At 47.4% G+C, this 12,069-nt stretch carries 12 protein-coding genes; 11 read left to right on the forward strand and 1 reads right to left on the reverse strand.

Going from position 1 to position 12,069, the window contains the following annotated elements:
* Positions 1-12 precede the first annotated feature (12 nt).
* The 9 genes from C1A02_RS00770 to C1A02_RS00810 all read left to right on the forward strand — a co-directional run bounded on the left by C1A02_RS00770 (position 13) and on the right by C1A02_RS00810 (position 8,675).
* Complete coding sequence (locus tag C1A02_RS00770) at positions 13-1,554, forward strand: ABC transporter ATP-binding protein (RefSeq protein WP_101696305.1); 1,542 nt, start codon at positions 13-15, stop codon at positions 1,552-1,554.
* The gene (locus tag C1A02_RS00775) at positions 1,551-2,633 is read left to right on the forward strand and encodes an ABC transporter permease (protein ID WP_101696306.1); all 1,083 of its coding nucleotides are present in this window, start codon (positions 1,551-1,553) and stop codon (positions 2,631-2,633) included. The genes C1A02_RS00770 and C1A02_RS00775 overlap by 4 nt, the downstream gene beginning before the upstream one ends.
* Positions 2,630-3,544, forward strand: coding sequence for an ABC transporter permease (locus C1A02_RS00780; RefSeq protein WP_101696307.1), 915 nt, complete (start codon positions 2,630-2,632; stop codon positions 3,542-3,544). Before C1A02_RS00775 ends, C1A02_RS00780 begins: the two co-directional genes overlap by 4 nt.
* Before the next feature lie 40 nt (positions 3,545-3,584).
* Positions 3,585-4,172, forward strand: coding sequence for a cysteine hydrolase family protein (locus tag C1A02_RS00785; protein ID WP_101696308.1), 588 nt, complete (start codon positions 3,585-3,587; stop codon positions 4,170-4,172).
* Positions 4,169-5,122: a carbohydrate kinase family protein gene (locus C1A02_RS00790; RefSeq protein WP_101696309.1), complete on the forward strand. Its 954-nt coding sequence runs from the start codon at positions 4,169-4,171 to the stop codon at positions 5,120-5,122. Before C1A02_RS00785 ends, C1A02_RS00790 begins: the two co-directional genes overlap by 4 nt.
* A gap of 33 nt (positions 5,123-5,155) precedes the next feature.
* Positions 5,156-5,914: a nucleoside phosphorylase gene (locus tag C1A02_RS00795; RefSeq protein WP_101696310.1), complete on the forward strand. Its 759-nt coding sequence runs from the start codon at positions 5,156-5,158 to the stop codon at positions 5,912-5,914.
* A 6-nt stretch (positions 5,915-5,920) separates the two neighbouring features.
* Positions 5,921-6,715 (forward strand): BtpA/SgcQ family protein, encoded by a 795-nt coding sequence (locus tag C1A02_RS00800; protein ID WP_101696311.1) that lies wholly within the window; start codon positions 5,921-5,923, stop codon positions 6,713-6,715.
* Positions 6,716-6,797: 82 nt separating this feature from the next.
* Positions 6,798-7,940 (forward strand): iron-containing alcohol dehydrogenase, encoded by a 1,143-nt coding sequence (locus tag C1A02_RS00805; RefSeq protein WP_101696856.1) that lies wholly within the window; start codon positions 6,798-6,800, stop codon positions 7,938-7,940.
* Positions 7,941-7,952: 12 nt separating this feature from the next.
* Positions 7,953-8,675: a tryptophan synthase subunit alpha gene (locus tag C1A02_RS00810; RefSeq protein ID WP_101696312.1), complete on the forward strand. Its 723-nt coding sequence runs from the start codon at positions 7,953-7,955 to the stop codon at positions 8,673-8,675.
* Between the two features lie 867 nt (positions 8,676-9,542).
* Here C1A02_RS00810 and C1A02_RS00820 read toward each other — a convergent pair.
* Positions 9,543-10,106, reverse strand: a complete 564-nt coding sequence (locus tag C1A02_RS00820; RefSeq protein WP_101696314.1) for an NADPH-dependent FMN reductase — start codon at positions 10,104-10,106, stop codon at positions 9,543-9,545.
* Between the two features lie 601 nt (positions 10,107-10,707).
* Between C1A02_RS00820 and C1A02_RS00830 the strand changes: the two genes are divergently transcribed.
* Entirely contained in the window at positions 10,708-11,274 is a 567-nt protein-coding gene (locus tag C1A02_RS00830; RefSeq protein WP_101696316.1) for a glycerol-3-phosphate responsive antiterminator, read from the forward strand.
* Between the two features lie 240 nt (positions 11,275-11,514).
* Positions 11,515-12,030: a flavin reductase family protein gene (locus C1A02_RS00835; protein ID WP_101696317.1), complete on the forward strand. Its 516-nt coding sequence runs from the start codon at positions 11,515-11,517 to the stop codon at positions 12,028-12,030.
* Positions 12,031-12,069: the final 39 nt, after the last annotated feature.

The raw sequence follows: 12,069 nt of genomic DNA on the forward strand, positions 1-12,069 counted from the left end.
GGCGGAATGAAAATGAACGTCATTGAAACGGTGGGCATTACCAAAAAGTTCGGAGAATTCACCGCCAACGACAGCATTGACCTGACAGTCCGAAAAGGAGAAATCAAGGCCATTGTGGGCGAAAACGGTGCTGGCAAGTCCACATTGATGAACATGCTTTATGGGCTTTTAACGCCCACCAGCGGTAAAATTTTGATTCATGAAAAAGAGGTTCATTTTTCGTCACCCCTTGACGCAATTCAGGCCGGTTTGGGGATGGTGCACCAGCATTTTAAGCTGGTGCCCAGCCTTACGGTGTGTGAGAATATTGTTTTGGGTATTGAGATGAACCGAGAAGTAAAGGGAGTGCGGCTTCCTTTTCTCAATGGCAAAAAGCAGCTGCAAAAAGTGCAGCAGGCCATTGACCGCTTCGGCTTTGAGCTGAACGCCGCCGATCGGGTGGAAGATTTATCCGTGGGGCTGCGGCAGCGGGTGGAAATCATGAAGATGCTGTACCGTGATGTGGATATTCTGATTTTGGACGAACCCACAGCGGTGCTGACCCCCCAAGAGGCCGAAGAACTGATTGAAAATCTGAAAAGGCTCAAGGAACAGGGAAAAACGATTATCGTCATTACTCACAAGCTGGGGGAGGTCATGAGCCTTTCTGACAGCGTTACCGTAATCAAACGGGGAAAAGTAGTGGGGAACGTGGAAACGAAAGACACCAGCGAACGGGAATTAGCCCAGATGATGGTGGGCCGCGACGTGGTTCTGCGCGTCAGCAAAGAGCAAACGGAGATTTCCGGCGCGCCGGTGTATGAACTGAGGAATATTTCCACCACCAACACCATGGGAAAAGAAGTGCTCAGCGACGTTAGTCTTAGTGTTCGCAAGGGAGAAATTCTGGGTGTTGCGGGTGTGGAAGGAAACGGACAAAGCGAGCTGCTTAAGGTGCTTACCGGTTTGATGACCGTGACAAAGGGCAGCGTTTTGATGGAAGACAAAGACATTACCAACCGGTGGCCAGCGGATATTCGCGATGCCGGTGTGGGAATGATTCACGAGGATAGATATGCCCAGGGGCTTTGCCGCACCATGGATTTAAAAGAGAATGCCATTGCCGGCTATCACGGCCGAAGTGATGTGTGTGCCTCTACGGGTCTGCTGAGAAGCCAAGCCATCCGCAGCAAGCGGGATGACATGATTCGGGATTTTGATATCCGTGTGGCGGATCCGGAAGGTTCGGTATCACAGCTTTCGGGCGGTAACGCCCAAAAGTTGATTATCGCCCGGGAGTTTAGTTCGAACCCCAAAGTGGTGATTGCATCTCAGCCCACCCGGGGTGTGGATGTGGGCTCCATTGAGTTTATCCATAACCGGATTCTGGATCTGGCAAAGAAAGGCGTGGGGGTCATTTTGATTTCCAGCGAGCTTTCTGAGGTGATGAGCCTTTCGGATCGGATTGCGGTAATGTACAAAGGACGTATCATCGGGCAGGTGGACGCCGCATCGGTGACCAAGGAAGAAATTGGTTTGCTGATGGCGGGAATCAAGGAGGCGAGCGGTGCATGAATAAGCAGAATATTGCAAAACAGACGCTGAACACCTTGCTTCCGATTTTGTGTGCCTTTTTCGTTGGTGGAATTATCATCGCCTGTATCGGTGAAAATCCACTGAACGTATATGGGCTAATGCTGAAAAATACTCTGTTTCAGTGGAATGGATTTTTAAAGACTTTGCATTTTGCGGCTCCGCTGATTTTAACGGGTCTTGCCATCGGCATCACGTTTAAAGCGAACATATTTAACATGGGTGTGGAAGGCCAGATGCTGGGCGGTGCATTTATTGCCTGTGTACTGGGATTTTCCCTCAAGGGGTTGTCACCCGTAGTTCATATCGGAATCTGCCTTTTGGCCGGGGTTCTGTGCGGTATGATTTTGGCGCTGATTCCGGCTTTGCTGAAAGCTTACTTTCGTGTGAATGAGATGGTTGTGACCCTGATGCTCAACTATGCCATTATTGAGATTTTACGGGTGCTTTCCCAAACAATTTTTCGGGACCCTGCCTCCGGTTATGTGGCAACGCCGCCTGTGGCCGGTTCCGCCATGCTGAACCGCTTGGGGGGAACCAGCCTGACCTTGTTTTTTCCGATGACCATTCTGGTGTTTGTTTTGATGTTTTTGGTGTTTAATAAATCAAAACTGGGCTACGAAATTAAATCCATCGGCCGTAACCCGGAATTCGCCGAGGCTTCGGGAATGCATGTGGCGCGCAAAATTGTGGTGATGATGCTCATCAGCGGTGCGCTGAGCGGTCTGGCAGGAGCCGGATTCATGCTCAGTGAAAAGTTTAAGTATACGCTGGATTTCTCCGGTACTCCCGGTCTTGGATGGGACGGCATGCTGATTTCCCTTTTGGGCGGACACAGCCCGGTGGGAATTTTGATTGCAGCTATTTTTTACAGCGCCCTGAAAACCGGAAGCGATACCATTGGAATTTTCACGGATGTTCCCAAAGAAATTGTGGGTGTGATTCAGGGACTTTTAATTTTGTTTTTATCCATTCGTTTTCTGGATGAGCATACCATGGTCTTTTCCCGCATCAAAGCAAAATTTTTACCCCGCAGCAAAAAGGAGGCGTCCGGCTCATGAATTTTCAAAGAGTGCTTTATGACATGCTGTCTTACAGTGCGCCAATCATCCTTTGTGTGCTGGGCGGGAACTTTGCCCACCGTGCTAATGTGCTGAATATTGCACTGGAAGGCATGATGCTGATGGGGGCCTTTACCTCGGTATTGTTTGTACTGCTGACGGGCAATCTTTATCTGGGAATTCTGGCAAGTGTGCTGATTTCTCTTTTGCTGGGGCTGGTGTTCAGCTTTATGAGCGTCACCAAAAAAGGCAACCCGATTATCGCCGGTTTGGCAATTAACCTGATTGCCTCTTCGGTCAGCGCTTTTGTGCTCAAGGCCATGGGTTTGCCCAATTTAAATGTAAACAGCATTGTGGATGTGGCAGCGCTTAAAATTCACATTTCGGTGATTCAGCATATTCCCTTTTTGGGCCCGATTCTAAGCGGTCATCCGCCGCTCACTTACCTGAGCTTTATCGGCATTTTCATCATGTGGGTGATTATGTTTAAAACCAAATTCGGTGTATATGTAAGAGTGGTGGGTGAAAATGAGGAAGCCGCCGTCAGTGTGGGCATCCCCACCAACCGTATTAAGTATATTGCCATTTTAATCGGTGCAGTTTGCTGCTCTTTGGCCGGAGCCAATATGGCGTTGGAAAAAATGGCGCTGTTTACCAATAATATGAGCGCCGGAATCGGCTTTATTGCTATCGCCGCTATTTTCTGCGGCAAAGGGCAGCCGGTGCGCACTTCTCTTTACGCCATGCTGTTCGGTTTAATGCAGGCTATGGCCATCAACCTGAATATTTCGGCCGGGCCGGCTTCGGGACTACTGAATACACTTCCATACTTCATGATCATCATGATTTTGGCAGTGGTATCGGCTCTCCAACTGAAGAACAATCACATCCGCAGCTTTAAAGCGGAATAAATAGCACAGAAAAGAAAGCAGAGCTTGGAGTGAATGCTTTATGAAGAAAACTGTAATTCTTGTGGTGGATATGGTGCATGATTTCACCAATGAAAAAGGCCTGGTATTTTACCCGGAAAACCGAAATGTTCTTCCGAAAATCAATCAGGCAGTGGAAGTTTGCCGCAAGCACGGCGCTTTGGTGGTGTATTTACAGCATTGCTATCGCCAAGGCAAGCCGGATAAAAATTTGATCAATATGCGCCCCAATTGTATTGAGGGCAGCGGCGGGGAAGAGCTGGATCCTTTGTTGACCGTTCTTCCGGAGGATTATGTGATTCGCAAGCGCCGTTACAGCGGCTTTTTTGGCACAGATTTGGATTTGGTTTTGCGGGAACATGACATTCGCCGTGTGATTGTGGTGGGAACCAAAACCAACTGCTGCATCCGCGCCACCGTAACGGATGCCTATAATCTGGACTATGAGGTGCATGTGATCCGGGATTGTGTGGCCACCAACGATCCGGTGGTAAATGAGGTGCATTTGACCGATATTGCCAAATATTTAGGTCATGTGTTACCTTTGGAAAATTTGGATGCACTGCTTTCCAATGAACAGGATCCGGAAGGAAAGGCGGGCAACCTATGAAACAGTATGATGTACTGACCAGCGGCTATGTCAGCATGGATCGGATTATTAAGATTTTATCGCCCTTAAAAGTGGGGTTTACTTCACTTGTGGAAAATAAGGATAACGCTAAAATCTATTATGGCGGCTGCTCGGTCAATATCGCTTATGATTTGGCTCGCCTGGGAATGAAAGCGGTTCCTTACATCCGGGTGGGGGAAGATTACCGTGAGATTGGATTTTGCGAGTATTTGGAAAAGGCCGGAGTATGTGCGGGGGCCATTCGGGTAGTAGAGGGAGAAACCACTTCTAACTGTTATTTGTTGGAAGATGCCGAGCGCAATCATGTAACGGTGTTCTACCCCGGCGCCATGGATGGAAAATACGCGGGCCCCATGGAAGACCAATGGTTTGAGCAGTCCCGCTTGGGTGTGATGACGGTGGGTTCTTACCCCGACAACTTGGAGTTTTTGAAACGCTGCCGCAAAAACGAACTGCCTTTGGTTTTTGGCATGAAGTCGGACTTTGATGCATTTCCGCCGGATTTTCTGCGGCAGGTGCTGGGTTACAGCCGGATTATTTTTGCCAATAATACAGAGCGGGAAACCATAGAGCGTATGTATGGAATGCGTTCCATCACCGATTTGTTTGAGAACGGACAGGCAGAGATTATTGTGATTACTTTAGGGAGCCGGGGCAGCATCTGCTACCAGAAAACAGAAAGCGGCTTTGATTTGACGGAAATCCGCATTGCCCGCTGTGAACATGTGGTAGATACCACCGGTTCGGGTGACGCCTATATGTCGGGCTTTCTTTATGGATATCTGAATGGTTACGATTCGGTGGAGTGCTGCAATATGGGCAGCATTTTATCTTCCTTTATTATAGAAAAGATGGGGTGCAGCACCAATGCCCCCGACGAAGAACAATTTCTGGCAAGGTATCGGGAATTTAAAGAGCAAAAACGATGATGCGCCAAAGCGCGGAAAGGGTTGGATTTTCCCATGAAAACACTGTATTTGAAAGCGGACGAAAGCATTGCGCCTTACGTCATTTTTTCCGGGGATCCCTGGCGGGTTGAGGTGCTGGCCAAATATTTAGACAACGCACAACATGTGGCTTTTTCCCGGGAGTTCAACACCTATACCGGTGAGTACAAGGGAATGAAGATCACCGTGACATCCACGGGAATCGGTGCGCCCTCCGCAGCCATTGCCGTGGAAGAAATGTATGCCTGCGGCATGAAGGTGGCGGTTCGCATGGGCACCGTTATGTCACTGAAAGATGAGCTTTTGGGGCAGTTTATCATCCCCAGCGCTGCAATGCGGGAAGAAGGAACCAGCAAAACCTATGTACCCGACAGCTACCCCGCTGTGGCGGACATTGGCCTAATCAACTGCATGAATCAGACCGTGGCAGAGCATGGCGTGGGATACCACAACGGAATTAACTGCACCATGGATGGTTTTTATTCCCAGATGAAAGAGTCGCGTCTTTCAAAAGAACGCGGTGTTCCGATTCCCGACACCTATGCCCGGCTGAAAAAGCTGGGGATTGCGGGAATTGATATGGAAAGCAGCTGTATTTTAACACTCGCCTCGCTGATGGGGATTCGGGCCTGTGTGGTGACACTGGTCACTGTTTTAGAAAATTTAAAGGACGAGCTGCGGGGCCAAGAGCGCACCGACGCAGAGGATTTGCTCTGCCGGGTGGTGCTGGAAGGCCTGTATAAACTGCATCAGGAAAATCAGGAAGGAGCGTAAAAACACATGAGCAAACTGGATTTTAGCGCAAAAGAACGCGGACTGATTCTGGGAATGGTACATTGCCTGCCTTTGCCGGGAACCGCTCGTTACGGCGGCGATATGGACAAAATTGTGAAACAAGCGGTACAGGATGCCGTCACTTTGGAAAAAGCCGGCGTTGATGCGATTATTGTAGAGAATATGGGGGACGATCCCTTCTATGTGGAGTTGGAAACGGCTCAGAGCACGGCGCTGGCGGCTGTCAGCATGGCGGTGCGGCAAAGTGTAGCGCTCCCGATTGGCATTGATGCGGCAATGAGCGACTTTAAATCTGCTATTTCCATTGCTCAGGCCATCGGCGGAGATTTTGTCCGGATTCCTGTGTTTGTGGATACCGTCCATTATGGTGGCTGCGGCATTATTGAGCCCTGCGCTGCCGAAGCGATGCGTTACCGCAAACTGCTGGGAGCCGAGCACATTCAAATTCTGGCGGATATTCAGGTGAAGCACACTACCATGGTTCTCTCCGGTGTTAGCTTGGAGGATTCGGCTCGGGATGCCAGAGACAGTGGTGCTGACGCTTTGATTGTCACCGGTTCCCGCATTGGGCAGGAAACCCCCATTGAAATGATTCGGCGGGTAAAAAAGGTGGTCAATATTCCTGTTTTGGCCGGCAGCGGCGTAAATAAGGGAAATGTAAAAGAACAGATGCAGATAGCCGACGGCGCAATTATCGGCAGTGCCCTGAAAGAGGGCGGCGTGATTACGAATCCTGTCTCTTTTGAACTGACAAAGGAACTGACCGACGCGCTTCGTTAAAAAATAAAAGGGTTCGCTTCCGGCCCACGGAAGCGGGAACCATTTGGCAGTGGGCAAAAAGAAAGGATGAAATGCGATGGCTATTATGAGACCAATGAAGCTGGCGGGCAGCGAGCTGTTATTTGGGCAAGGCTGCCTTGAGCATGTGAAAGCCTTAAAAGGCACCCGGGCCATGATCGTGATATCCGGCGGTTCTCTGAAACGAAACGGGATTCTGGATAAAGTGCAGGCCTATTTAAAAGAAGGCGGAATCGAATCTGAGGTGTTCGAAGGCGTTGAGCCCGATCCCAGTTTTGCAACTGTGATGAAAGGCGCCAAGGCGATGCTGGCCTATCAGCCGGATTTAATTGTCGCTTTGGGCGGCGGTTCCGCCATGGACGCGGCCAAAGGCATGTGGATTTATTATGAGCACCCGGAACTGAAAGAGCTGGCAGATATTATGCCGCCCAACTCGTTCCCCACATTGCGGAACAAAGCGAAAATGGTGTGCATCCCCTCCACCAGCGGCACTGCCAGTGAAGTCAGCCGCAGCATTGTGATTACGGACGACAAGAAAATAAAGCACGGCCTTGGCAACATGGAAATGATGCCGGATATCGCCATCTGCGATCCCGAAGTGACTGCTTCTATGCCCAAGAAAATTACGGCCGAAACCGGCATGGACGCTTTGACTCATGCGGCAGAAGCTTATCTTTCGCGCCGGGCCAATTATGTCAGCGATACTCTTGCCGCTCAGGCGGTAAAGGATGTATTCCAGTATCTGCCCAAAGCCTATGAGGAAGGCGCAAATCTGGATTATCGTGAAAAAATGCTGAATGCTTCTATGGTGGCAGGTTTGGCCTTTACCAATGTTTCTTTGGGCATTGTCCATTCCATGGCTCATACTTTGGGCAGCTATTTTGGTCTGGCCCATGGTTTACTCAATGCGGTGATTCTGCCTTATATCATTGAGTATAACAGCGCCGATCCCGCAGCGAAAAAACGTTATGACGAACTGGCAGCTTCGGTTGGGGAAACCGATTTTGCAGCAGCGGTTAGAAACCTGAATGCTAAAATGGACATTCCCACCTCTATTCAGTCGCTTGTTCCCGACAAGGCTGCTTATGAAGCCGTCATTGACGGTATGGCAGAAATGGCTTTGGCGGACGGATGCACCAAAACAAACCCGATTATTCCGGATGTGGCCGGCTTTGCCCAGCTGTTCCGGACGATCTATCAAGGATAAAGGATGAGGCTTATGAAACTGATTTGCTATCTGTCAAACGGATACCCCACATTAGAAGAAAGCGCGAAAATCGCCGGAATGTACGCCGAAGGCGGCTGCGATATTATTGAGATCGATCTGCCTTCCCGCAACCCTTATTTGGAAAGCGAGTATATTTCAGGCCGCATGGCTTCTGCGCTTCAGGCTTGTGACGACTATGACCGCTATATGGAAAATATTCTGCGAATCAAAGCGGAAAATCCCGGCGTTCATATGATTGTTCTCAGCTATGAAAATACCGTGAAAGAAATCGGCGTGGAAAAATTCGCAGATTTCTGCGTGAACAACGAATTAAAAGACCTGATTTTTGTGGGACTTTGTGATGATACTATTAAAAACCAGCTGATTGAGCGGGGACTTCGCGTTTCTTGCTATGTCCAGTTCCCCATGCATCCCGAAGAAATTGCTTCGGCTCAGGATTCCAATGGGTTTGTCTATATGCAGGCCAAGGCAGAGCCGGAAAAAATCAACCCGAAATTCCCCACGCTGGCTGATTGCATCCAGCATTTGAGAAGCATCGGAATTGATCGTGAGATTTATTGCGGTGTGGGTGTATCTACCCCGGAAGACTTTAAAATGGTGAAGCAGTCCGGTGGTGACGGTGCCTTTGTGGGCAGCACCGTATTAAAGCTTTACGATAAGCCCGAAGAGCTAAAGGCGACAATTCGTGCCTTTAAAAAAGCGGATGGGGAATAGTTCCTTTTCTCAGGGACTAACCTAAGCAAAATGCATTCGCACCAGTAGTTTTTGGTTAAGAAAGTGCAGAGCTTTCTTTTGAACCTGCGACTTTTTTATCATATTCCCCTCCATCCCTTAGCCACGGTTTCCAGCAGTTTCTGTGGTTGAGGGATTTTTTCTTGGTGCGGCCATTCTCATATTAAAAGATAAAAAACAACGAGCACGGGGATCCCCCGGACGGACAGGATCCACAGTACTCGTTGTTTTTTATTGGATTATTTTTGAGCGATGTCAACTGGAGCGGTGACACCGTCATCTGGCGGTAACAGAGATTGAAAAAAGCCCCAAATGGCCGTTTTTTAAAACGGATGGATTCGCAGCAGCTGTTTGTTTTGACTGACTCAAGCAAATCAATATTAGATTTTATGCGATATGTATCTGGTTCGGTTTTGTTATGCCCGGTTGGATATGTAGGCTAGGGGGCTGTGGGCGAAACAACCTCCATTTCTCTCTGTATATTAAAAAGTTTAATAAAAAATTATGTGCTGGTTATTTATAGTATTTGAAATAATTTTAAACAATCCGGATCTGATGTTAAAAAGACAAGGGTTTTTGGCAGAAAAAGTGCCGATGCTGTCGATGATGGAAAAGAAACGGGAAAAATCATGACAAGAATTTGGGGAAGGCTGAAATAAATGTTCCGGGCTTGCCTCTCTTTGCCGGAAAAGAGAAGGAAAAAACGAAAATGCGCCTGAATTGGGTTTCTGCCCAATCCGGCGCATTTTTTAAATTTAAAAAAATTACTTTCGGGATCTCTTGTCGGCTATCACCGGCTTCCCCGGCTTGGTCAAATCCAATATGCCCGTGTGAGAAAAAGAATTTGTTTTATTTCTTTTCTCTGAGAGGTTTGAGTGCTCCGGCCCAAGCAATCAGCTGGCTGAGCATCGCATTTACCTCGTCTGCATGCCGGGGATCGGGGTTAAATACACTGAAATTTTCAAAATCTGTAAACAGAGAGAAGGCTACCTGTGCACGCACATCGGCAATTTGCAGTTCTGCCATGATGGGGCGTAATTGTTCCACTGCCCTTGCGCCGCTTAAAGAGCCGTAGCTGACAAAACCGGCAGCTTTATTGTTCCATTCCGCGTAAATATAATCCAGTGCATTTTTGAGTGCACCAGAGGTGGAATGGTTGTACTCCGGCGTGACAAAAACAAAACCATCGAATCCGTCTATCTTGCTTGCCCACTTTTGGGTGTGGGGTTTGGAATACTGATGGTATGCGGCGGATACCGGCTCGTCCAACAGCGGCAAATCAAAATCAGCAATGTCTACAATCTCAAAAGAAGCGTCGCTGCGCTGTTTTGCAATTTCATATACCCACTGTGCGACAGATGGCCCAACACGTCCTGGGCGGGTGCTTCCGATAATAATGGCTATTTTAATCATGTTTGCTCCCTCCTTTATCATAATATTAGTGTGTAAGTTTGTTTCGCTCATTATACGGGATACGGGAAAAAGACAAAAAACAAATGTCAAACGGGATTTGTTTTTTTGCAATTGGGACTTGCAGGCCTTCTTAAAAACAAATGGAAATACGGGCTTCACCATAAAAGGGGAAGGCTGCATCTCGGGTGGTACTTTCTGGAATTTGAGGAATCAACTGGTCATTTTTATTTCTTTTTTTCGTTTTTTATGGTACAATCGGTTCCAAAACTCACTTTTATTTTGAAATTTTGGATGCAACAATTAGTGTTATTATTTTAACAATTCAGCAAATGCCTGTTTTTTCGGCAAGACCCAGCAACACTACTAGATGAGCTATGTGTATTTTGTCTATTTTGCAAATTGAACTTTGATTAAAAATGGAATATAATACTAAAAAAATAAAAAGTATATGTAAATAGGTTACAAACATCTGCCTTGAGAATTGTGACGTGCAGAGAGCAGCCTGGCTGCTTTTTGTGCGTTTTTTTATTCAGTTTTGCTTCATTCCTGCATATAATTAGACAGCAGGAGTATTTTAGAAAAGAAAATGTGGGGTACAAAGATGAATCATGAGTTTACCGAAACATTGGAACGCAGTCCTGTGATTGCAGCGGTTTTTGAGTCTTCGGATTTGGACGAGGCGATAGAATCTCCGTGTGAGGTGATATTTCTGTTATCCGGCAGCATCTGTGAGCTGCACGATTTGATAGATAAAGTACATGAAAAAGGGAAGAAACTCTATATTCATATTGACTTGCTGGAAGGCGTGGCCAATGACCGAAGCGGGATTCAGTTTATCAAAAACAATTTTTCCCCTGACGGGATTATCACAACAAAGGCCACTGTGGCCCGGCACGCCAAAGAACAGGGAATGTTTGTCATTCAGCGCTTTTTTGTTCTGGATTCCAAATCCTTTGAAAATGCTTATAAAACCATCAAATCCAGCGATGTGGATGCAATTGAAATACTGCCCGGAATTTTGCCGGAAATTATTTCTCAAATCAGTCAGTCAGCTAAAATGCCCGTTATTGCGGGCGGACTGATTCGCAGCAAGAAAAATGCTGTAGACAGTTTGGCCATGGGGGCCATGGCAGTTTCTACCAGCTGTAAGAAAATTTGGAACATGTAAGGTGGCTTAAAACCACTTAATTCCGGGCAATTTGGCCCGCAGAAGAATCAGGGAAAGGCAGAATCACTCCTCGGCGAACACACTGACAATAGAATTTAAAATTGCGAGAGATGAGAGCAGCAAAAATCAGGGGCCAAAACCCCCTGTGTTTTGTTGCTCTTTTTTCTAATAAAAACTGGTTTGTTTGCTTTTGCATACAAAGTGCAAAAAATTCTAAAAAATAAAACAGGAGGTAGAAGTATGAATTACGAGGGTCTTTCCAAGCTTGGATACGGTGTCTATTTGGTCGGGGCGCCCGACGGCAAAGGGGGCGGCAATGCACTGCTTGCTAACCTTGTGATGCAGGTTTCCAGTGAACCACTGATGCTTTGTGTTTGCGTAGGCAAAGAAAACCTGACTCATGATCAGATTGCTGCAGCAGGGAAGTTTAATATTTCCGTAGTAGGAGAAACAGCCGATATGGAGTTCTTGCAGCGCTTCGGTTTTTCCAGCGGTCGTGACGTCGACAAATTGTCTAAGGTAGAAACAAAAGAATACAACGGGTTCCCCACTGTGGTGCAGAACTGCGTGGCCCTGTTGGAATGTCAAGTAACCGGACAGACAGATTGCGGTGCTTCCACAGTCTATTTTGCAAATGTACTGTCCACAAGAACCCTTTCTCCCGGAAAAACCATGACCAGCAGTTATTATTATGATGTCATGGAGGGCAAACCTTCTCCCAAAGCGCCGGCTTGGGCAGCTCGTTATGAAAAGTAAAATATTTCAGTGGCTGAAATAAATTTAAGGAGGAGTTCA

The organism is Clostridium minihomine (assembly GCF_900240385.1).
In the GTDB taxonomy this organism is placed as follows: Bacteria; Bacillota; Clostridia; order Oscillospirales; family Acutalibacteraceae; genus Faecalispora; species Faecalispora minihomine.